The organism is Serratia sp. TSA_7 (genome assembly GCF_052692135.1).
The window spans coordinates 206,627-229,399 of record NZ_JBQZFU010000003.1 but is presented as its reverse complement, the minus strand read 5'-3'; the positions used below and the strand labels follow the sequence as shown (position 1 = coordinate 229,399).

Below are 22,773 nucleotides of genomic sequence, written 5' to 3'. Positions count from 1 at the left end.
ATAACGCAATGAACTCATCCACCGCACTTTCCAACAACCCGCTGGCGCAGGAACGCAACGCTGAGCTGGCCCGGCAACTGCGCGACTTTGTGCGCGGAGAGTTACCGGAAGCCATGATACCGGCCCACGTTGTGGTGATGCAGACCTTGCCGAAACTGCCGAATGGGAAAATCGACCGCAAGCAACTGCCGGCCCCGTTAAAGCAAGAGCGCAGTCAGCAGGCGTATGTCGCCCCCCGTAACCTGAACGAAGAGAAAATCGCCCGCATCTGGCAGGACGTGCTGTCAGTGTCGCAGGTCGGCATTGAAGACAGCTTTTTTGAACTCGGCGGCGATTCGCTGTCGGTGGTGCAGATGGTCTCCAGGGTACGTCGGGAGTTGGATACCGCCGTCAGCCTGCGCTACGTGTTCAAAAACCCGACCATTGCCGCGCTCTCCGCTTATATCAAAGGCAAACACCGCACCGCCTCCGCCGGTCTGCAAAACCTCAGCGACGAAGAGCTCTGCGCCGAAGCCCAACTGCCGGCCGACATTGGCGCCCAGCCAGGGGCCTTGCCCGCCGTCGACAGCGGTTTTCGCCATATCCTGCTCACCGGCGGCACCGGGTATACCGGCGCCTTCCTGTTGCGGGAGTTTCTGGATCGTTCACAGGCGATGCTGTGGGTCGTCGTGCGTTCGGCAAACCCGCAGCAAGCGGTGGAACGCATCCTGAACAACTTGCAACAGTACGGCCTGCAACGCCCGGGCGATCGGGCGCGCATCGTCGGCGTACCGGGAGACGTGGGCAAGCCTTATCTCGGCGTAGACAAACCCACCTGGCGGCAACTGTGCCAGGACGTCGAGATGATCGTGCATAACGCGGCGATCTCCAGCTACGCCATGCCTTATCGCCAGTTAAAACCCACCAACGTGCTCGGCACCCTCGAGGTGCTGCGTCTGGCGGGGCAAGTGCGGGTAAAACCGCTGCATTACATCTCTTCGCTGTCGGTGTTTCCCGGCCAGCCGGGCGAGCACCATTTCCGCGAGGAACCGCTCTTGCACCCCAACGGCCTGGCGGGAGGATACCGTCAAACCAAGTGGGTTTCCGAACGCTTGATCACCCTGGCCGGCGAACGCGGCCTGCCTTGCCGCATTTATCGCCCCGGCCAGATCACCGGCGCGCAAACCAACGGCGCCTGTTCGACGGACACCTACCTCAACGCCGCCATCAAAAGCTGCATTCAACTGCAGACGGAGCTGCCGTTTGACGTGATGCTGGACATCTCACCGGTGGACTTCTGCGCGCAGAGCGTGGCGCATATCGCCCTTTCCGGCGCCGGAGAGCATCGGATTTACCATCTGACGCAGTCAGCGCCGCTACATTGGCGCGATCTCCTCGGTATGCTGCGCCAACGGGGCTACAGGATTGATGCGGTGAGCTACCCCGAGTGGTATCAGCGCCTGGCCGCCGCGCTTGAAGCCGGCGAGCAAAACGCCCTCGGCAAATTCTTCTCGCTGTTTGGTGAAGAGGCGCCGTCGAAAGACGCCGGCGACGAAGGCAGCCTGCCGCACTATGACTATCGCAATCTGCTTCAGGCGCTGGAAGGCAGCGGCATTTCCGCCCAGCCGTTGGATCAGAGCCTGTTGAATCGTTATCTCGACTATTTCATCGCGATCGGCTTTATCCCAACGCCGGATATGGCTTACACCGCTAGCAAAGGATGCCAGTCATGATGCTGAATCCCCCTCGTTTTCCGACCCTGCAAGCGGCGGTGGATCACCATGCCGCCGTCACTCCCGAAGCGCTGGCGCTGATGATGGTGAATCACCCGCACCATGACGAAAAAAACCGTCAGGTCAATTACCGCCAGTTGCGCCATTCGGCTCTGCATCTGGCGGCGGAACTGCGGGCGACCTATGCGCCGAACAGCCGCATTTTACTGCCGTCGTCGGTCAGCGAATATTTTGCGATCGGTTTCCTGGCCTGTATGTATGCGCGAATGATCGCCGTGCCTGCGCCACTGCCAACCCAGTATCAGCATCAGCGTCAACGGCTGACCAATATCATGCATGACGCCGGAATCGTCGCCCTGCTGTATGCCCCCGGCGATGAAGGCGCGATCCGCGACTGGCTGGAACAGGCGGCCATCGCCTGCGATCAGTTGCCGATCGCCGTGCAAAATGAAGCCCCTGCCTTCAAATCCGACGCGTCTGAGGTCAATCTCGACGATCTGGCGCTGTTGCAATATACTTCCGGCTCCACCGGCAACCCCAAAGGGGTGATGCTGACCCACGCCAACCTGGTGCATAACGTCAACAGTTTCCAGCAAACGCTGGGTTATGCGGATGACACGCGTTTCGGCGGTTGGATCCCGCAATATCACGACATGGGGCTGATGGCGCAACTGCTGCCCGCGCTGTTCCTCGGCAGCAGTTGCTACATGATGACCCCGACGCAGTTCCTGAAACGGCCGCTGCACTGGCTGCAAATGATTGAACGCTTCAGTATCAATCATACCTGCGCCCCTAACTTTGCTTTTGAACTCTGTTGCCGACGCATAGCCGCCGAACAACGGCCGACGCTGAATCTCTCGTCGCTGCGTTACCTGATCAACGGTTCCGAGCCCGTGCAGGCCAGCACCATTCAGGCGTTTATCGACGGTTTCGCCGCCGCCGGTTTCAACCCCAGCGCCATGCAACCCTGCTATGGCATGGCGGAATGTACGGTGTTCATTTCCGGCAGCACGCCGCGTCCGCCGCAGATCATCAGCCTGCCGGATAGCCAACAGGCCGGCGGCCCGCAGAAACTGTCGGTCAGTTGCGGTTGCGCGCGCCACTACGACCTGCGGATTATCGATCCGACAACGTGCCAGCCGCTGGCCGAAGGGGAACTCGGTGAAATCTGGCTGCAAGGCGGCAGCGTGGCCAAGGGGTATTGGAACAACCCGCAGGCAACCCGCGACACCTTCGCCGCCTATACCGCTTGCGGCCAGGGCCCTTACCTGCGCACCGGCGACGTGGGCTTTCTGCAACAGGGCGAAATCCACGTCACGGCGCGGATCAAAGAAGTGATTATCACCCACGGAAAAAACCTCTATCCACAGGACATCGAGCACGATCTGCGACGCCATTTCGACGTGCTGGCGGGCCGATACGGCGCGGTGTTCGGCGTAGCGCTGGATACTGAGCAAGAGGCGTTGGTGGTGTGCCACGAATTGCCGGGTTCCTTTGACGACCATGAGCTGGAGCAGCTTTCGGCAGACATTCAGGGCTGGGTGCAGCGCGAATGGGGCGCGCCGCTGGCCGGCGTGATCCTGGTGCCGCCCGGCGAAGTCAGCCGCACCACCAGCGGCAAAATACAGCGCACCGCCATGAAACAACGCTTTCTCAGCCAGACATTGCGCACCCGCCATCAATGGCTTGCCGCCGCCGTCCGCGAACGCATTGCCGGCCAGGATGAAAGCCGCGTCGAGAGGGCCGAATGATGGATTTGCTGCTGCAAACGCTGCAGGCCACCCGCGATGCGCCGCTGACCGCCGAAGCTTACGCGCACTGGCGCGAACAGGCTGAACGGGCCTTTGAAAGCGCGCGACTGATGCAACACGATCGCGATGCCACCTTCCCTCAGGAGGCCGTGGACTGGTTGAATCAGCAAGGCGCTGCCCTGCTCTACCTGCCCTCTCAACACCGGGGCCGCCTGACGGGGCTGGAACAGATCAGCACGCTGTGGCGAGCCTTGGCGGCGCTGGATCTCACCGTCGCCATCGGCCACGGTAAATCCTTCCTGGGCGCGGTCAGCGTCTGGCTGGCCGGTAACGCACGGCAAGTCGAACAGATTCGCCGCGCATTGCTGGCCGATGAAGCCCTGGCATGGGGCCTGACCGAGCGCGGGCGCGGCGCCGATTTAATGGCAACCCGAACCACGGCGGTCAAGCATGCGCAAGGGTGGCGTCTTCAGGGGGAGAAGTGGCTGATCAATAACGCCACGCGCGGCAATATCATCACCCTGCTGGCCCGAACCGACGAACTCGCCGGCGCACGCGGCATGAGCGTTTTGCTGCTGGACAAGCGCCATCTGCCCGCCACGAGCTGGCGCAATCTGCCCAAGGTCAGCACCTACGGCATTCGCGGCGCGGATATCAGCGGGCAGCAGTGGCAGGATGCCGAACTGCCCGATGACGCGCTGGTCGGTGAGCCGGGCCAGGGGCTGGAGATCACCCTGCGCGCCCTGCAACTGACCCGCACCGCCTGCTGCGGGTTATCGGTCGGCGCACTCGACGCCGGGCTGCGGCTGACCACCGGGCTGGTTCAACACCACCGCTTATATGGCCGCCGGCTGTCGGAACTGGATACGGTACAGACGCTGTTGGCGGAATCTCAGGTTGTCTCCTGGATGCTGGAAATCACCGCGTGGACAGCCGCCCGCCACGCCAGTTATCTGCCGCAGGAAATGAGCGTCGTCTCCGCGCTGGCCAAAGCCGCTATCCCGTCATTGGCCGCGCACCAATTGAGCCTGCTGGAAGAACAGATGGGTGCGCGGGGCTTCGTCAGCGATTTATTTGCCGACGGCGCTTTTCAAAAGTTGATCCGCGACCATCAAATCGTGCCCATTTTCGATGGCAGCACCTTGGTCAGCCGCTCGTCCCTGGCACCGCAGTTGCCGACCCTAATCCGGCAATACCGCCGTGGCGCAAGCGACAGCGCCGCGCTGGACCGGCTGGGAAACCGGCATTCCCCCACGCCGGCTGAGCTGCCGTTGAACGCCCTGACGATTTACTCCCGCAGCGGCTGTTCTCTGGTTCAGGCCTTGCCGGCCATGATTGCCCGCGCGCAACAACAACATGCCGGGCAGGTGGCGGCGCAGGATCTCGCCGGGCTGCTGGACGCTCTGCTGCAGGCAAGCCATCGGGTTATCGATGACCTGGCGTCCGCCCCCGTGGTTTACCCACAAGTGCCTCAGCAAACGCTGCTGGGCCTGCAGCGTTATGAAAGCCTATTCATCGCCGCAAGCTGCCTGCTGTTTTGGCTGAACAACCCGGCGCCATCCACGCTCCGATGCCGGCACTGGTTGCCGCTGTGCCTGACGCTTGTCGCCCGCCAATTGGGGCTGCCGGAAACCGCGGAGCCGCACGTCGCCTGGCAAGCGCTGAAAGCGTCTTTTGCCGATCGTCCCTTCACGTCAGCCGACGCCATTCTGCAGCAGGGAACTGACCATGAACGCTGAACATCTTCTTACCGTCGACATGCTTGAAAGACAGCTGACGCCAGCCGGTTGCGACGGCTACGCCGCCTGGACCAACGCGGTACTGACGGCCGACGCCGCCTGCGCGTTGTGGGCGGAGGGCGAAGCCCGGCTCGACGAGGCCGGATTCAACCGCTGCCTGATCCCGCAAGCGATGGGCGGCCAATGGCGCGGGCTGGACGCGCTGATGGATCTGTTCAGGGTGCTCTATCGCAAGGATCCGTGCCTGGGATTGGGTTATGCCGGCAGCAGCTTTATCGCGTGCTGCAACATTTGGGCGGTCGGTTCGCCCACGCAGCAGCGCACCGTTGCCCAGGCGCTGCATCGCAATGAAAAAGTGGCCTGCTCCTACTATGAGCCGGAGCACGGTAACGATCTGTCCGCCGTGGAATTTTCCGCCGACAGGCAAGACGGCCGCTGGGTGCTGGAGGGCGAAAAACAGGTCACTTCCAACATTGCCCGCAGCAGCGTTTTCGTGGCCTTCGCCCGCACCTCGCCACAGCCCGGTAGCCGCAGCCATACCCAAATATTGATAGTGAAGTCGCAACTGCCGGACGGCGCCTTGCAGGAACTGCCGCGCCACAGCAGCGTGGGGATGCGCGGCGTACAGTTGGGCGGCGTACGTTTCGATCGTACCCGCCTGCCCGCCGCGGCCGACGACGAATTGCTGCTGGGGGCGGAAGGCAAGGCGCTGGAAACCACGTTGCGGTCGTTTCAGGTCACCCGCACGCTGCTCCCCGGCATGTTTGTCGGCGTGCTGGACTCCGGCCTGCGGTTGGCCACGCGTTTCAGCCTGCAACGGCAGCTGTATGGCCACCGTCTGGCCGATTTTCCCTCGGCGCGCCAGGTATTGAGCCTCGCGTTGCTCGATCTGCTGCTGGCGGACGCATTCAGCAGACTGGGTGCCCGGGCGCTGCATGTTCATCCTGAATTTTGCTGCCTGTATGCGCCGTCGATCAAAATTGTGGTACCCAAACTGCTGATCGGCGCCATGAACCGTCTGGCCGACCATCTGGGTGCCAGTTTTTACCTCACGGAAAGCGAATTCGGCCTGTTCCAAAAGCTGCTCAGAGACATCAAACCCGCCGGATTCGCACACGTAGGCCGCCCGGCCTGCCAGCTCACGCTGCTGCCGTTGCTGTTCATGCTGGCGCGCAAAAACGCCGCCACGCCGGAAGCGGCCCGGCTTTCACCGACGCTCGCCTCGGACGCGCCAATCGACGAGCCGATAGATTTCAACCGGCTGCAGGTGGCGCCGACGGGGCGCGATCCGCTGCTGGATTCGCTGCTCCACACTGCGCCGCTGCTGGGCGCTGTATTGGCGACACAGGTATTGGCGGCCAGAGAGCGGCTGCTGGACAAGTTGCAAACGCTGGATCCGCGAGACATTTCCGCCACCGCGCCGGCCGGTCACTATCAGCTAAGCACGCTGTACGCCGGTTTGCTCGCCATCGCCGCTTGCCTGCAATGGCATCAGACGGCGGCAGAGAAACTGCCGCTGGCGTTGACGCAATTGATGGTCAAACGCCAACTGGTTCATCTGCAAATCGCCCCGGACGAAGGCCTGGATGAATCGGAAGCCGACTATGTCTGTCAGCGCCTGTTCGACGATTACCGCCGGCGCGTCAGTTTCGACTTAATGCAATACCCGCTACAGGGTTGGGAGGAATAATTTTATGGCACACAAATTTCGTATTTTGGGCATTTCCGGCAGCCTGCGCGCCGCGTCGCTGAACAGCCTGTTTTTACGCGCCATGGCGCAGGTGAGCCCCGCCAGCGTGCAATTCGAGATTTACTCGCACCTGGACGCCATCCCCTTATTCAACGCGGACCATGAAAATCAGGACAATCCGGCCGTCGCCCATTGGCAATCCGCGCTGGCGCAGGCCGATCTGGTGCTGTTGGCCAGCCCGGAATACGCGCATGGCGTGACCGGCGTGGTGAAGAATGCTTTGGACTGGATCGTCGGCAGCGGCGAGCTGGTGGACAAGCCGTTGGCTTTTCCCAACATTTCGGTGCGCGCGGAGCTGGCGCAGGCACAGCTGGCGGAAACGCTGCAGATTATGGGCTGTCGCCTGATTGAAAGTTGCAGCCCCTGCGCCACCCTCGCCGCACCTTATGTCTTGCCGGAAGCGGATGAACAAAGGTTGGTCGATCACCCCGAAATCGGCCCACGTCTGAAAGACCTGTGGCGCAACATTGAACTCGCGCTATCTGAATCGCACTGAAACGACATTGCCGACGTCGGCAGAAAAAACACGCAAGGAAAACAAAATGGCCTCAGTACAAAACGAACTTGAACAATGGCTTGTTGAGCGCGTCGCCGCCTACTGCCGTCTCACGCCCGCCGAGATTGAAGAAGATAAAAACTTTTCCGATTACGGCATGGATTCCGTGTTCACGCTGACCATGATCGGCGAGATCGAAGATCGCTACGGCCTGGAGCTGGATCCCACCGCCATTTGGGATAATCCCTCGGTCGGGCAGCTACGCGCTTTCCTTGAAACCGAAATCAATAAAAACGCGGCCTGAGCCGGGGGAATACGATGATGTTATCCAGCGACGCTAACGCCACGCCACACCTTGAATGCCTGCCCACCCGGCGCACCTGCCCGTTCAATCCGCCGGAAGAGTACCGCTTTATCCGCCAGGAATGCCCGGTGGTTCGGGTGAAAACCCCGCGCGGGGATTTCGCCTGGCTGGTGACTCGCCACCAGGATGTCAAAAAAGCCTTGAGCGACAAACGGTTAAGCTCTGATCCACGATCCGCGGGCTTCCCGACGTATATCTCCGGCGAAGTGCCGCCACCGCCGGGTTTCTTCCTGCAACTTGATGCACCCGACCATACGCGTTTGCGCAAAGCCGTCACGGAAGAATTTCTCAACGCGCATGTGGAAAAACTCAAACCGCAAATGACAGCCATCATTCAGCGCCAGCTCGATGAGCTGCTGTCCATGCAGCCGCCGGTAGACTTCGTCAAAGCCTTTGCCATCCCCGCTTCCGCCAAGATCATTTGCGAACTGCTGGGCACGCCGGTTGAGGATCACCCTTTTGTGCAAAGCAGGACCGATACCGTGTTGGATCGCAGCAGCCCTCCCGAATTGGCCGAACAGGCGGCGATTGAGCTGATGGGTTATTTCGATCGTATCGTGACCGAAAAGGAGCGCGCGCCGGGCGATGATCTGCTCGGCAGGCTGATCCATAAGGCCCAGCAGGAGCACCAACCCAGCCATGAAGAGATTGTCGGCCTGGCCGCGCTGCTGCTGCTGAGCGCTTACGACACCATGGCGTTGGCCATGGGGCTGGGCGTGGTGACCTTGCTGAACAATCCCGCCCAGTTGCAGGCGTTTCTCGCCGATATCGATCTGGGCAACGATTTGGTCTATGAGCTGGTGCGCTATCTGACCATCAATCACGCGGGCCTGCCGCGAGCGGCGCTGGAGGATACCGAGATTGGCGGCCAGCAGATCAAGGCCGGCGAAGGCGTGCTGATCATGCTGAGCTCCGCCAATCGCGATGAGGAGATATTCGAGCAACCCGACGTCTTCAACCTTCACCGGAGAGAAAAGACCCAGTTAGGCTTCGGCCACGGCATTCACAAATGCCTGGGCATGCATTTCGCCCGCGCCGAACTGACCATTGCCTTCCACGCCATTTTCACCCGCATCCCCAGCCTGGCGATAGCCGTACCGCAAGAGACGCTGACCTACCGCGATGAAATGGTGCTGTATGGCCTGAAAGCGCTGCCGGTGAGCTGGCAACCGGCCTGATGCGCAACGATTCTCCGAAAATTCAACTCAATGATGGGGCTACCATGCAAGGTACCAGGAAAGTTTTGTTTTTAATTTACGCCGCGTTGCTGTCCACTATCGGGCTGTTCGCTTCCGACCTTTACCTGCCGGCACTCGCGAACATTCAGCAGTTTTATCAAACTGATGCAGGCACCGTCGGCTTATCGCTGAGCATCTACATGGCGGGATTCTCGATCGGCCAGCTGTTCTACGGTGCCATCTCCGATCAGCTTGGCCGCAAAGCGCCGCTGTTTATCGGGCTGCTGCTGTTTTTAGCGGGCACCCTGGGCTGCATTTACGCCCGCTCGATCGAATTCTTCCTGTTTTGTCGCCTGCTGCAATCCCTTGGCGTCTGCGCCGCCTATGTCCTGTGGCAACCGATGATCGTCGATTTGTTCGACGGTAACGACGTGCAAAAGCTGTTCACCCTGATGATGGCGCTGGGCGGGCTTTCGCCGGCGCTGGCGCCGTTGATCGGCGGCTATGTGACGGCCTACTTCGGCTGGAAGATGGTGTTTGGCCTGCTGCTGGCGCTGACCGTTCTGCTGCTGGCCTGGACGCTGTTCGGCTACCGGGAATCGCTGGCGCCCGCCAACCGTACGGCGTTTTCCGCCACCCGGGTTTTGAAGAGTTACGGCTCGTTCCTGTCCAGCCGATTTTTTATCGGGCATGCCTGCGCCATTGCCTGCGGCATCACGCTGTACCTGGTATTTCTGACCATGCTGCCGTTTATCCTGACGGGCATCGGTTATTCCGCCGACGCCATTGGGCTGATGTATCTGCCGATCGCGCTGACCTTTATTGCCGGGACCGAGGTGGCCAAACGCCAGTATGCCAAATTGGGCGACGCGGGCAGCATGAAAGTCGGCATCTGTTTCGGCATGGCCGGCGCGTTGCTGCTGTTCCTCACGCCACTCTTTTTCTCCGTATCGGCGGCCTGGAAAATCATCGTTCCCTTTTCGTTGATCACCTTCGGCAACGGCTTTTTGGTGCCGACCGGCTCGGCGTTTTTAATCAAGTGTTTCGCCGACCGAGCCGGCGCTTGCGCCAGTTCGATCGGTTTTATGGTGACCACCGTCGCGTTTATCTCCATCAGCGTCGCTTCGCTGCTCGCCGGCCCACTCGGTATGGTGACGGCCATGACGGCGACCATTTTGCTGTTCTCGGCGTTGATGGGGCTGGCATTGCTGTGGGGCCGACATGCGCAAGCCGACAGTCGCGTCTCCTACAGCGCCGACGGCTCTTGAGATAACGTTACGGGAAAACCGGTGCCTCGCTTCTGGCGCCGGTTGTTTATCGCCATCCCGCCCAGCGGCGGGAAAACGCAGCGCCATCCTCCACATTGTGATTTTCCCCCCACCCCCTGCCGAAATAGCTCCCCTCCGCCATGAATAATGATTATTATTCGCAAATACAGGATCGGCGCGCCACGACGCGACCGGCCGGATGTTCCCTTTATTCAATGTTGAGCGTTCCTGGCTCCAGGGCAACCGCCCTGTGGCGATAGGCTTTTTTAACTCCATGGAGAGGTTATGAATTCTGCAACCACCACCAGCCGCCGCTTTGGCGCACGCGCCACCTTCCCGCTGCTGTTGCTCACGTCAATGCTGTTTTCCACCCCGTTGCTGGCCCAGGGCGAACCTGATCTGCTGCGTAAACCGGTAGGTAAAGGCGCTTACGAGATGGTGTACAGCCAGGGCGAAAACGCGCTGTATCTGGCGACCTCGCAAAGCCGTAAGCTGGACAAGGGCGGCGTGGTTTATCGGCTGGATCCCAAGACGCTGGATATCACCCAGGTGATCCACAACGACATCAAACCTTTCGGCGCCGCGATTAACGGCAAGACCGATACGCTGTTCTTCGGCAACACGGTAAACAACTCGGTGACCGCTATCGACGCCAAGACCGGCGAAGTGAAAGGCCGCCTGGTGCTGGATGCCCGCCAACGCACCGAGACGGTAAAACCGCTGGCGCCGCGTGAGCTGGTGGCCGACGCCGCGACAGACACGCTGTACATTACCGGGCTGGGCGAATCCAGCGTGGTCTGGGTGGTGGACGGTAAAGATCTCACCCTGCGCACCACCATCACCGATACCGGCAAATACGGCACCGGCCTGGCGCTGGACGCCGCAGCCGGCCGCCTGTATGTGACCAACGCCGACGGCGAGCTGGTGACTATCGACACCAAAACCAACAAGGTGCTCACCCGCAAAAAACTGGATGAAGCCAAAGAGCACTTCTTCTTGAACCTCAGCCTGGATCCGGCCACCCACCGCGCCTTTATCACCGACTCCAAACAGGCGCAGGTGTTGGTTGTCGATACCCGCGACGGCACTGTCCTGAGCAAAATCGAGGTGCCGGAATCGCTGGCGGTGCTGTTCAACCCGGCGCGCAATGAAGTTTACGTGACCCACCGCAAGGCGGGCGAAGTGAGTGTAATTGACGCCAAAAGTTACAAGCTGCTGAACACCCTCAAGACGCCGACCCACCCGAACAGCCTGGCGCTGTCACCGGATGGCCAGACGCTGTACGTCAGCGTTAAACAGGCTTCCAGCCGCGAAAAAGAAGCCACGGCACCGGATGACGTGATTCGTATCGCATTGAAATAATCAAGACCGGGGGCGCTCGGCGCCCCCGCCTCTACGGCTTACCCAGAAACCCATCGGCTTCCTGAACCACCGCCTTTTGGGTCGCCCGCTGGTAGAGGCACAGCTCTTTGCCCTGCTTGTTCTTCATAAACGGCTGCGGGTAGCGCCCACTTATCAACAGCGCCGAGTAGCCGACTTTGTCATCATAATGAATGATCGCCCCGGCGGCTTTGGCCGCTTTCAATCCGCTGGCCTTCAGGCAGGCGGCCTGCATCGCTTTATCACCCTTGGCCCAGGCCGCTTCGGACGAAGCTGCCGCGTTGAAGGCAGTGATAACGGCGGCAAATACGATAATGACTCTGAGCATGGCTCTCTCCGACTTGTTTTATTCTCCGCAGTATATGCAGCCTTTTATTATTCAGCCATCGGACCGCTGCGTATTATTTACAGCTTTTTTATTCTGGGCGGAAATAAAGTTACGGCGTTTTTACAGACAGTTTTCAGGGCCACGGATAACATCATTACATCGCCGCTATGGCCTCACGAGACGGATGCCTCATGTGTTTATACCCTGCCTTGTTTATTACTGAACCCGCGTTTTTCATTAAGCTCGGGGGCCGCCATGTATTCTAATATTATTGGTTTCAACCCTCTGCTGGCGGATATTCCCGCCTCGCGGTCGCGCTCGTTTCGCAAAGAAGTCGAACAGTATTTACAGCGCTACCCGCAGACCGAACACGTCGATATTTATCTCAACGATCTGAATGGCCAGTTTCGCGGCAAGCGGCTGCCGGTTGCCGAACTGTTTTCGCTGGATAAGGGCTGCTATTTCCCGTTGTCGATTTACGCCATGGATCTCGGCGGGCGGGTGATCGAAGAAAGCGGACTGGGCCAGCAAGCGGGCGAACCGGATCGCTTGTGCCTGCCGGTGCCCGGCACGCTGCGGCCCTGCGCCCGCGATCCGCAACGCCATGCTCAACTGCTGCTGACGATGCAAAATGCCGATGGCGACGCCTGCGAGCTGGAACCGCGCGTGGTGCTGCAACAGGTGCTAGGGCGCTTGCATGCCAAAGGCTATTACCCGGTGGTGGCGGCCGAGCTGGAGTTTTATCTGCACGATCCGCAGCAACAGCCCGCCGGGGCCAACCCCTGTCCAACGCAGAGTTTTTCTGTCGATGCCCCGGAGCGCCACCATGCGCTGCTCAATGAGATTGAGCAGCAGGCCCGGCTGCAGGCGCTGCCGCTGACGGGGATCGTGGCCGAAGCCGCCTCCGGCCAGTATGAGTTGAACCTGCACCACAGTGCGCGAGTGCTGGAAGCCTGTGACCAGGTGCTGGCCCTGAAACGGCTGACGCGCCAGATGGCGGAAAAACACCACCAGCACGCCTGCTTTATGGCCAAGCCCTGCGCGCAGGCCGCCGGCAGCGGTCTGCATTTTCATATCAGCCTGCAGGATGAACAGGGCCACAACCTGTTGGCCGGCACGCCGGGTGAACTGAGTGCCGCCATGACGCAGGCGATCGCCGGGATGCTGGCGCTGATGCCGGCCTCAATGGCGATATTCGCGCCGAACATCAATGCGTTCCGCCGTTTCCGCCCAGGCATGCACGTGCCGCTGCGTGCCTCCTGGGGCCACAACAACCGCACGGTGGCGCTGCGTCTGCCCTGCGCCGACAGCGCCAACCAGCGGATCGAATACCGGTTGGCCGGCGCCGACGCCAACCCTTATCTGGCGGTGGCGGCGATGCTGAGCGGCATGCTGTACGGGCTGGAGCACCCACTGCCGCTGCCCCCGGCGGCCTGCGGCAACGGGTATGAAAACGACGATGCGGCGGCGCTGCCGCTTAACCAGCAAGAAGCGCTAACGCTGTTCCGGCAAAGCCTGCCGCTGCGCGAAACGCTCGGCCCGGCATTTACCGCGCTGTGGCACACCTGCAAAACCGCCGAATTGCGCCGTTTCGAAGAACAGGTCACCGAAGCGGAAATAAGCTGGATGCTGTAACGCCGTGGTTTCTCCCCGGTGACGACCTTATTTATTGGCAATGCACAGAGGACGACGATGAAGTATCAACCTCGGTCGGTAATAGCCGACAATAATAATCAGCCGAACGCAGTAAATGATGGGCCGCTATTCACCTGGCATAAAGGTGCATTGATGATCAGCACCGATCGCCGGCTATTGGACATCGATTTTATTCATCACTTTCTCCGTCATTCACACTGGGCGCAGGGGATCGATCGCGCCACGCTGGAGCACGCCATTCGCCACAGTCTGTGCTTCGGCCTGTACCGCAAAAAACGTCAGATCGGTTTTGCCCGGGTGGTGACGGACCACGCCACCTTCGCCTGGTTGAGCGACGTGTTTATCACGGCCGAATACCGCGGCAACGGGCTGGGGCAATGGCTGATGCACAGTTGCCTGGAACATCCGCTCATGAGCGGGCTGCACCGTATCATGCTCTACGCCAGCCAGGCGCCGTGGCTGTACGCCAAGGTGGGCTATGAACCGGTCAACCAGCCAGACAGGGTGTGGACCATCACGCAGCCCACGATTGATCGGCCCTACGACGCACTCAATATCCCCCAGTCTGTGCACTGAGTAAGGAAAACACCATGTCCCGTTTGGTTTTGATCTCGAACAAGCAGTGTGACAGCAAGGATCTGGCCTGCGCCACGCAGGCCCTTTCGCCCGACGGCGCAAATGAGGCGGATCGGGGATTGTGGCTGGGCTGGAACGGCGATGTGCAGAACTTTGGCGAGCGCCCGGTTTGCTATCGGCACAATGCCGGTTATGAACAGGTGACTTTCCCGCTGTCTGTCGACGAGTTTTGCCGCCACTATCAGGGCTATTATCACGATGGGCTGTGGCCGGTGTTCCACAACCAGCCGGAGAAAGCGCATTTCACGCCGGAGAATTACCGGGCTTACCGGCAGCTCAACCTGCACTTCGCCGACATCGCCTGCGAGTATGTTTGCCCAAGCGACATCATCTGCATCGATGATTACCAGTTGCTGCCCTGCGGCCAGGCGCTGAAGGAACAGGGATTGCTGAACCCGTGCGCGTTCTTCTTCCACCTGCCGTTCCCGTCGGCGGCGCTGCTCAGGCAGATCCCCGAGCACCGCGGGTTAATCGAGTCGCTGTTTTTCTACGATCTGATCGGCTTTCAGACGCTCGATGACCGCAATAACTTCCTCAGCTATCTGGCCAACGAATACCCGCTGGAGATGCTGCCCGACGACCAGTTGCAGGTTAACGGGCACATCTTCGCCACCGGCCTCTTCCCGGCCGGGATCAACGCCAGAAAGATTTACTGATTCAGGCTGCCGCCCGCTGGCGTTCCAGTTCACGCACCAGCGGGATCACTTCTCTGCCGAAGAACTCCACCTCTTCCTGGAAATGCAGGAACGCCAGCAGCATCAGGCTTACCCCGGCCTCTTTCAGCGCGATGATGCGCTCGGCGATCTGCTGCGGGGTGCCGATCAGGTTGGTTTTAAAGCCGTCGTTGTACTGCACCAGATCCTCGAAGCTGGATTTGGCCCAGTTGCCTTCGCCCTCCGGCGAAGCCGCCCCGGCGTTCTTCACCTCATGCTCGAAGCCTTTCACCGCCGCCGGATTGGCGTTGTCGATGATCTCCTGCAACACCGCCTGCGCCGCCTGCTCGGTATCGCGCGCAATGACAAAACCGTTCACCCCGACCTTCACGCGGTGATGGTTGGCCGTCGCCTTGGTCTGGAGATCGTCCACCTGCTGCTTGATGCCCTCGACGCTGTTGCCGTTGGTGAAATACCAGTCCGACACCCGCGCCGCCATGTCGCGCGCCGCCCGCGAGCTGCCGCCCTGGAAAATCTCCGGCAGCGGATCCAGCGGTTTGGGTTTGAGCGAGTAATCGCGGTAGCGATAAAAATCGCCGGCGAAGGTGAAGCTGGGTTCGGTCCAGATGCCGCGCAGGCAGCGGATAAACTCTTCCGAACGCAGGTAGCGCTCCTCGTGATCCAGCCAGGGCTCGCCGATGGCCTTGAACTCGCCGCGGAACCAGCCGCTGACGATATTGACCGCAATGCGCGCATCGGACAGGTGGCTGATGGTGGCGATCTGCTTGGCCGCCAGCGTGGGGTTCCACGGCCCCGGCAGCAGCGCGGCGATCACCTTAAGCCTTGAGGTGGAATCCAGCAGCGCCTGCGAGAACGCTACCGATTCATGCTGATTATCCGCCCCGTAACCGGCGGTGAAGCGGATCTGGGTCAGCGCGTAGTCAAAACCGGCGCGCTCGGCGATTTGCGCCAGCTTGCGGTTGTAGCCGATATCCCAGCCGGTACGCTGCGGGATGTTGCTGATCACCAGCCCACCGGAGACGTTCGGCACCCAGTAGGCAAACTGGATGGGCTGCTGCTCGTTCGATTTGGACATGCTTCCTCTCCTTTTTCTGAATGTCGGTGCCGTTATGCGGTGTTTATATAACCATTATTAATTTATAGATATTTAATCACGCAATTTGGTTATAAACCGATTAGCAGGATGCATGCCAACCGCCTGATCATTCGATCTAATTGAAAAATAAAAGGTTAGCGAGATAAGTAAAACGGAGCCTGTTGCATTGGCAGCAGCGGCTGTCGGGTGAGTGTTGCCCATGCAGCAGCGAGCGACGCTCTCCACAGCTGTACGAAATATAAGCTATCTTGATTGAACGCCCCTTCCGGCGTGTTGATAGAGGACAGCGCCATGCCAGACCATAGCTATCGCCCGCCGACCACCGACCAACTGGATCAATTGCTCCAACAAGCCAGCGCCGCCCAAACCGAGCCTTTCCCAGATGGGGTGGGGATTGCCATCTGCTGGGACGGCGGCGATCTCCCCGGCGCAGGTGGGATTTACCGGTACGGCAATCTGCGCGATTGGGATAACCATTCCATCGCATTCACCGATGACGTGCTGTTTAAAATAGCGTCCTGCAGCAAGACCTTTACCGCCACCGCCTACGCCATGGCGCTGCAAAAAGACATGATTGATGACGACACCACCGTCGGGGATATCGTGCGTCCTTCCACCCTCGGCAGCAATTATCTTGATATTCCCCTGCGCAGCCTGGTGAATTACACCTCGGGTTTTCCGGCCGATAATGTGCCGGGATCCGGCACCCAGCCGACGCCTTTTCCGGTTCCTTATGAAGTTGACGAGATGTTCGGGTTCCTGCGCGGCAATCCCTTTGAACCCGAAGGAACCACGGAGCGTTATACCTACTCGAATCTGGCTTTCTCTTTGCTGGGCTGGTTGCTGGCCGAAAAAATCGGCCATGCCAAATTTGCGCAGCTCATCACCCATTGGATTTTTCATCCATTGGAGATGAACGACTCGCAGTACACCCCACCCTATATCAAGGGTACTTCTTCTACCGAGTCTCAACCGCCCGCTGCACCGAAAATGCTCCCTCGTTGCTATACCTATAGCGCGGGCGACAATGGCAATGACGGCACCTACGAGCTCGCATCGCCCAGTTCCCACAACTTCGACGCCTATTACGGCGGTGGCGGCGTGATGACCTCGCCACGGGATATGCTGCAATGGCTGAGGTTTAATCTGGGCCTGAATAAGAACCTGCCGAAGAGCAATGCCCTGCTGCAAAAACTCCATACGCCCACAACCGGCGTCACCGCCGGTACGTCACAGCTGTGCATGGGATGGTTCATGACCCCGGCATCTGCTCTGTCACCGGCAATGCTCTATAAGGATGGCGACTTGGCGGGCGCCAACAGCTATCTGTTGCTGATAGCCAGCGACGCCCCCGGGCAAATCGCTTCTCCTGCCGGGGTTAGCGTAATGGTGAACGTTAAGGGGTTGACGGTGAATGGCACCACTCTTGCCACCTGGCTCGCCAAAAAAGTGATGGCGATAATGAGCGGCGAGGAAACGCCCCCCGTTTGACTCAACCCATTAAGCTGCTGCATACGGCATCGGCTGCGCTCGATGCCGTTCACCCCGAACACGGCCCCAACCGCTCACCTGCCCATTTCAACCGTTCACCCAGCGCAGGGAACCGCTGACTGAAATTCACATGTCTTCCCCTCTCCAGACCCTTGATGATGAGCTGTTGCCAAACCTACGGCTCCACCGTTATTCGCACCCGGGCCACGCGCCTGAAACATCTTATAAGCGGATTAACTCACTCATTTTTTTTGCAGATTAGAATATTAAGGACACCTCATGAACCGAGAGGGGATTTTAAAACACATTCCGTGGATGCTACTGGGGATACTCGGTGCATCCTGCCTGGGCGTGGTTGCGCTGCGCCGTGGCGAAAACATCAGTGCGCTGTGGATCATCGTCGCGTCGGTGGCGGTGTATCTGGTGGCGTACCGGTATTACAGCCTGTATATCGCCACCAAGGTGATGAAGCTGGACGCCTTCCGCGCCACCCCGGCGGTGGTCAACAACGACGGCCTGAACTACGTGCCGACCAACAAGAACGTGCTGTTCGGCCACCACTTCGCCGCCATTGCCGGCGCAGGCCCGCTGGTCGGCCCGGTGCTGGCGGCGCAGGTCGGTTACCTGCCCGGCACGCTGTGGCTGCTGGGCGGCGTGGTGCTGGCGGGGGCGGTGCAGGACTTTATGGTGCTGTTCATCTCCTCGCGCCGCAATGGCGCTTCGCTCGGCGAGATCATCAAAAAGGAAATGGGCCCGGTACCGGGCACCATCGCGCTGTTCGGCTGCTTCCTAATTATGATCATCATCCTGGCGGTGCTGGCCCTGATCGTGGTGAAAGCCCTGGCGGAAAGCCCGTGGGGCGTGTTCACCGTCTGCGCCACCGTGCCGATCGCGCTGTTTATGGGCATTTACATGCGCTTCCTGCGCCCCGGCCGGGTGGGTGAAGTGTCGGTGATTGGCATTGTGCTGCTGGTGGCGTCCATCTGGTTCGGCGGCGTGATCGCCCAGGACCCGTACTGGGGCCCGGCACTGACCTTTAAAGACACCACCATCACCTTCACGCTGATTGGCTATGCGTTCGTCTCCGCCCTGCTGCCGGTGTGGCTGATCCTGGCGCCGCGCGATTATCTGGCCACCTTCTTGAAGATTGGCGTGATTGTCGGGCTGGCAATTGGCATCGTGATCCTCAACCCCGAGCTGAAAATGCCGGCGGTGACGCAGTTTGTCGACGGCACCGGCCCGGTGTGGAAAGGCTCGGTGTTCCCGTTCCTGTTCATCACCATTGCCTGCGGCGCGGTTTCCGGCTTCCATGCGTTGATCGCATCCGGCACCACGCCGAAGCTGCTGGCCAATGAAAAAGACGCGCGCTTTATCGGTTACGGCGCGATGTTGATGGAATCCTTCGTCGCCATCATGGCGCTGGTGGCGGCGTCGATCATCGAACCGGGCCTGTACTTCGCCATGAACACCCCACCGGCGGCATTGGGCATCACCATGCCGGACCTGCACCGTTTGGGCACCGAAGACGCGCCGATGATCATGGCGTCGCTCAAAGACGTGACCGCCCACGCGGCGGCAACCGTCAGCTCATGGGGCTTCGTCATCAGCCCGGAGCAGATCCTGCAAACCGCCAAGGACATCGGCGAACCTTCGGTGTTGAACCGCGCCGGTGGCGCGCCAACGCTGGCGGTGGGCATCGCCCACGTGTTCCACCAGATCATCCCTGGCGCCAATATGGGCTTCTGGTATCACTTCGGCATTCTGTTCGAGGCGCTGTTTATCCTGACCGCGCTGGACGCCGGCACCCGTTCCGGCCGCTTTATGCTGCAGGACTTGCTGGGCAACTTTGCGCCCTTCCTGAAAAAAACCGACTCGCTGGTGGCCGGTATCGTCGGCACCGCCGGCTGCGTGGGGCTGTGGGGCTACCTGCTGTACCAGGGGGTGGTCGATCCGCTCGGCGGCGTGAAGAGCCTGTGGCCGCTGTTCGGCATCTCCAACCAGATGCTGGCGGCCGTGGCGCTGGTGTTGGGCACCGTGGTGCTGATCAAGATGAAGCGCACTCAATACATTTGGGTCACCGTGCTGCCGGCGGTGTGGCTGCTGATCTGCACCACCTATGCGCTGGGCCTGAAGCTGTTTAGCGACAACCCGCAACTGGAAGGCTTCTTCTTCCAGGCCGGCGAGTACAAACGCAAAATCGCCGAGGGCGGTGCCGAGCTGAGCGCCCAACAGGTGGCGAACATGCAGCATATCGTGGTGAACAACTACACCAACGCCGGGCTGAGCATTCTGTTCTTGCTGGTGGTGTACAGCATCATCTTCTACGGGGTGAAAACCGCGATGGCGGCGTATAAAAACCCGAACCGCAGCGACCAGGAAACGCCGTACGTGCCGGTGCCCGAAGAAGCGCCATCCCACGGCGTAACTGAGGGGGACGTCAAAGTTTCGCCGCAGCACTGATGGTGATTTAACGGATACCCTGCATAATGAAAGTTAAGTAGTACCCAATGGATTTCGGGCCGCAGCAAGGCGGCAAATGAGCGACCCTCAGGAGCTTACACAGGTAAGTGACTGAGGTTCGTGAGTGCAGCCAACACCGTTGCGGTTCGAAAGACGACGGGTACGCAGGGTAATTTTTTTGGGAGAAGGCCATGTTCGGAAATCTCGGCCAGGCGGGGAAATATCTCGGGCAGGCGGCGCGCATGTTGGTGGGCGTGCCCGATTACGATACCTACGTCCAGCACATGAAAGACAACCACCCGGACAAGCCGGTGATGACCTATAAAGAGTTTTTCCGCGAACGCCAGCAGGCCCGCTACGGCGGCGACGGCAAAGGCGGCATGCGCTGCTGCTGATTTGAGTCAATAAGGACCCGACATGAAACCCATCGCCGTCACCATTTTGACCGGCTTTTTGGGCGCAGGCAAAACCACCCTGCTGCGCCATATTCTGAACGCCGACCACGGCTACAAGATTGCGGTTATCGAAAACGAATTCGGCGAAGTGCCGATCGACAACGCGCTGATTGGCGACCGCGCCAGCCGCATCACCACCCTGAGCAACGGCTGCATCTGCTGCAGCAAAGCCAACGAGCTGGCTGACGCGCTGCTGGACCTGCTGGACGGCGTAGACGGCGGCCAGTTGGAATTCGACCGGCTGATCATCGAATGCACCGGCATGGCCGACCCCGGCCCGATCACCCAGACCTTTTTCTCGCACGAGCTCATTTGCGAACGTTTCCTGCTGGACGGCATCATCACGCTGGTGGACGCCGCGCACGCCGACCAACAACTGAACCAGTTCAGCATCGCGCAGGCACAGGTGGGCTACGCCGACCGCATTCTGCTGACCAAAACCGACGTAGCGCCGGACTGCGAGGCGCTGATCCAACGCCTGCAACTGATGAACGCCCGCGCGCCGGTTTACACCGTGACGCACGGCGATATCGACCTGAGCCTGCTGTTCGGCATCGAAGGTTTTACGCTCAACGACAGGCTGAGCCTGACGCCGCCCGCCCCGCTGTTCCGCCGCATTCCGCAGCCGCAGAACAACATTCGGTCGATCGTGGTGTACCACGACCAGCCGCTGGAACTGATGCAGATTTCTGAAGTGATGGAAGGCCTGCTGCTGGAATACGCCGACAGCCTGCTGCGCTACAAGGGCATTTTGTCGATCAGGGGCGAACCGCGCCGGCTGCTGTTCCAGGGCGTGCAACGGCTGTATAACGCCGACTGGGACCGCGAGTGGCTGCCAGAGGAAGAACGGCGCAGTACGCTGGTGTTTATTGGCGTGGATTTGCCGGAGGAGGAGATTCGGGGACGGTTTGCGGCGTTGGGTTGAGAGTGAAAAACCGCATTAATGGGTGCAACCTAATGAACTGCGCCTGATAGTGCCACAGGCGGGAGCCATACAGAACGCCGACACGCCGTGAACCCCTGCGCTCAAGGGGCGGCTAACCTGCAATGGCGCCCACCTGCCTCAAGCTTAGGGTGTAGCGGTAGTAAACTCAGTTAATCACCCCGCAGTCATTCTGCTTTCGTCAATTAACAGCTGGCGAACCCATGCTTACCCGAAGGTTACGCCTGCTCGCTATGGCGTTTACCCAATGTGGCGGTGCGTTCGCCGCGCACCACGGTCCACACCAGCAGCAGCGCGCAGGCGCTGCTCGCCATCAGCACGATGCCCGGCCGCTGCGCCAACCCGGCCAGCACCAGCCCCGCCGCCAGCATCAGGTAATACATCAGGCCAAGGATTGCGCCCGCAGTGCCCATGCAATCCTTATAATTCCGCAGCGCCCGCGCCAGAATATTGGGGATCGCGATGCCGTAGGCCATCACCACCAGCATCATCGGCAGCACGAACCACAGCTTATCCTCCAACAGGAACACCAGGCCGCCGCCGATCAGCGCCAATACGCAGGCCAGTATCAGCAACGGCGTAAACAGCCACTGTTTGGCGATGAGAAACTTGTTGATGGCCGCGCCGATCCCTACGCCGGCGGCCAGCACCAACCCGGTATAACCAAACCACTGCGGCGGAATGCCCAGCGCTTCAAACCGAAACGGCGCCAGTTGGTAATAGCTGAACATGCAGACGTTGAACAGAGCCACCAGCCATGCGCTGCGCCAGATATCGCCGTCTTTCGCCATGCGGCCAAACGTGCCGAAGAAAGAACTTTTCACCACCTGCGCCGGGCGCGTTTCCGGCAACTGCCATGCGGCATAGGCCAGCAGCAAGGCGGCCAACGCCGCCAGCCCGGCGAACACCCCCTGATAGCCCCAGTAATGGGTCAACAGGGCGCCGCTCAGCACCCCCACCGCGGGGCTGACCGCCATCGCAATCCCCATCACGGAAAACACCCGCGCCAGCTCATAGCCGTCGAACCGGTCGCGAATGGCGGTCTGAGTGCCTACGGAGCCCACCGCCGCGCCAAACGCCGCCAGCACCCTGGCCGCCAACAGCAGGGTAAAGCCAGTACTGAAGATGGCGATGATCGACGCCAGCAGATACAGCGCCAAACCGGCCAAAATGGTGGGGCGCCGGCCGATCACGTCACACAAACGGCCCCAAACGACGACCCCGAATGCAAAAGCGAAAAAGTAACAGGACAGGGTTTGCGCCGCGACCTCCGCGCCGACGTGAAAACCGTCGGCAATGTGCGTGAGCGCCGGGCTATAGATCGTTTCCACAATCTGGGGAAACATCATCATCAGTGTCGCCAGGGTGAGGGTCAGTCCGCGTTGCATGATACATC

19 protein-coding genes are annotated in these 22,773 nt (G+C 60.2%); 16 read left to right on the top strand and 3 right to left on the bottom strand.

Annotated elements, in window-relative coordinates; genetic code table 11:
* Positions 1 to 8: 8 nt before the first annotated feature.
* From ACUTQW_RS13440 to yncE, 9 genes are all read left to right on the top strand, one after another.
* The gene (locus ACUTQW_RS13440; RefSeq protein ID WP_231106864.1) at positions 9 to 1,712 is read left to right on the top strand and encodes a thioester reductase domain-containing protein; all 1,704 of its coding nucleotides are present in this window, start codon (positions 9 to 11) and stop codon (positions 1,710 to 1,712) included.
* The gene (locus ACUTQW_RS13435; RefSeq protein ID WP_235196040.1) at positions 1,709 to 3,463 is read left to right on the top strand and encodes a fatty acyl-AMP ligase; all 1,755 of its coding nucleotides are present in this window, start codon (positions 1,709 to 1,711) and stop codon (positions 3,461 to 3,463) included. The genes ACUTQW_RS13440 and ACUTQW_RS13435 overlap by 4 nt, the downstream gene beginning before the upstream one ends.
* Positions 3,460 to 5,202 (top strand): acyl-CoA dehydrogenase family protein, encoded by a 1,743-nt coding sequence (locus ACUTQW_RS13430; protein WP_041417522.1) that lies wholly within the window; start codon positions 3,460 to 3,462, stop codon positions 5,200 to 5,202. The genes ACUTQW_RS13435 and ACUTQW_RS13430 overlap by 4 nt, the downstream gene beginning before the upstream one ends.
* Positions 5,192 to 6,892 carry an acyl-CoA dehydrogenase gene (locus ACUTQW_RS13425; protein WP_006323401.1) on the top strand — a complete coding sequence of 567 codons (1,701 nt, stop codon included), beginning with the start codon at positions 5,192 to 5,194 and terminating at the stop codon, positions 6,890 to 6,892. Before ACUTQW_RS13430 ends, ACUTQW_RS13425 begins: the two co-directional genes overlap by 11 nt.
* Positions 6,893 to 6,896: 4 nt before the next feature.
* A complete protein-coding gene (locus ACUTQW_RS13420; protein WP_235196039.1) occupies positions 6,897 to 7,448 on the top strand; it encodes an NADPH-dependent FMN reductase in 552 nt (183 codons plus the stop codon).
* Positions 7,449 to 7,494: 46 nt separating this feature from the next.
* Positions 7,495 to 7,752, top strand: coding sequence for an acyl carrier protein (locus ACUTQW_RS13415; RefSeq protein WP_202291518.1), 258 nt, complete (start codon positions 7,495 to 7,497; stop codon positions 7,750 to 7,752).
* 14 nt (positions 7,753 to 7,766) lie between these two features.
* Positions 7,767 to 8,990 (top strand): cytochrome P450, encoded by a 1,224-nt coding sequence (locus ACUTQW_RS13410; protein WP_020438389.1) that lies wholly within the window; start codon positions 7,767 to 7,769, stop codon positions 8,988 to 8,990.
* Between the two features lie 44 nt (positions 8,991 to 9,034).
* Positions 9,035 to 10,258 (top strand): Bcr/CflA family efflux MFS transporter, encoded by a 1,224-nt coding sequence (locus ACUTQW_RS13405; RefSeq protein WP_231106865.1) that lies wholly within the window; start codon positions 9,035 to 9,037, stop codon positions 10,256 to 10,258.
* Positions 10,259 to 10,543: 285 nt separating this feature from the next.
* Positions 10,544 to 11,620: a 7-bladed beta-propeller protein YncE gene (gene yncE, locus ACUTQW_RS13400; RefSeq protein WP_037432124.1), complete on the top strand. Its 1,077-nt coding sequence runs from the start codon at positions 10,544 to 10,546 to the stop codon at positions 11,618 to 11,620.
* A gap of 31 nt (positions 11,621 to 11,651) precedes the next feature.
* Here the strand turns inward: yncE and ACUTQW_RS13395 are convergent, their stop codons facing one another.
* Positions 11,652 to 11,966 (bottom strand): hypothetical protein, encoded by a 315-nt coding sequence (locus ACUTQW_RS13395; RefSeq protein WP_006323395.1) that lies wholly within the window; start codon positions 11,964 to 11,966, stop codon positions 11,652 to 11,654.
* A 255-nt stretch (positions 11,967 to 12,221) separates the two neighbouring features.
* Between ACUTQW_RS13395 and ACUTQW_RS13390 the strand changes: the two genes are divergently transcribed.
* From ACUTQW_RS13390 to ACUTQW_RS13380, 3 genes are read left to right on the top strand one after another with little or no spacing between them, the layout of a single operon-like run.
* Entirely contained in the window at positions 12,222 to 13,601 is a 1,380-nt protein-coding gene (locus ACUTQW_RS13390) for a glutamine synthetase family protein (RefSeq protein WP_062791011.1), read from the top strand.
* 57 nt (positions 13,602 to 13,658) lie between these two features.
* Entirely contained in the window at positions 13,659 to 14,198 is a 540-nt protein-coding gene (locus ACUTQW_RS13385) for a GNAT family N-acetyltransferase (RefSeq protein WP_006323393.1), read from the top strand.
* Positions 14,199 to 14,212: 14 nt separating this feature from the next.
* On the top strand, positions 14,213 to 14,914 hold the full coding sequence (locus ACUTQW_RS13380) for a trehalose-6-phosphate synthase (protein WP_006323392.1): 702 nt from the start codon (positions 14,213 to 14,215) through the stop codon (positions 14,912 to 14,914).
* Between the two features lies 1 nt (position 14,915).
* Here ACUTQW_RS13380 and sfnG read toward each other — a convergent pair whose 3' ends face one another.
* A complete protein-coding gene (sfnG, locus tag ACUTQW_RS13375; protein ID WP_445654875.1) occupies positions 14,916 to 16,007 on the bottom strand; it encodes a dimethylsulfone monooxygenase SfnG in 1,092 nt (363 codons plus the stop codon).
* 312 nt (positions 16,008 to 16,319) lie between these two features.
* On the opposite strand from sfnG, the gene ACUTQW_RS13370 reads away from it, so the two are divergent.
* From ACUTQW_RS13370 to yjiA, 4 genes are all read left to right on the top strand, one after another.
* Entirely contained in the window at positions 16,320 to 17,519 is a 1,200-nt protein-coding gene (locus tag ACUTQW_RS13370) for a serine hydrolase domain-containing protein (protein ID WP_261149931.1), read from the top strand.
* A gap of 279 nt (positions 17,520 to 17,798) precedes the next feature.
* Positions 17,799 to 19,979, top strand: a complete 2,181-nt coding sequence (locus tag ACUTQW_RS13365; RefSeq protein WP_013811350.1) for a carbon starvation CstA family protein — start codon at positions 17,799 to 17,801, stop codon at positions 19,977 to 19,979.
* A gap of 191 nt (positions 19,980 to 20,170) precedes the next feature.
* The gene (locus tag ACUTQW_RS13360) at positions 20,171 to 20,374 is read left to right on the top strand and encodes a YbdD/YjiX family protein (protein WP_004953088.1); all 204 of its coding nucleotides are present in this window, start codon (positions 20,171 to 20,173) and stop codon (positions 20,372 to 20,374) included.
* Between the two features lie 22 nt (positions 20,375 to 20,396).
* Positions 20,397 to 21,359, top strand: coding sequence for a GTPase (gene yjiA, locus ACUTQW_RS13355; RefSeq protein WP_235196037.1), 963 nt, complete (start codon positions 20,397 to 20,399; stop codon positions 21,357 to 21,359).
* Between the two features lie 236 nt (positions 21,360 to 21,595).
* Here yjiA and ACUTQW_RS13350 read toward each other — a convergent pair whose 3' ends face one another.
* A complete protein-coding gene (locus ACUTQW_RS13350; RefSeq protein ID WP_064798636.1) occupies positions 21,596 to 22,765 on the bottom strand; it encodes an MFS transporter in 1,170 nt (389 codons plus the stop codon).
* Between the last annotated feature and the right edge of the window lie 8 nt (positions 22,766 to 22,773).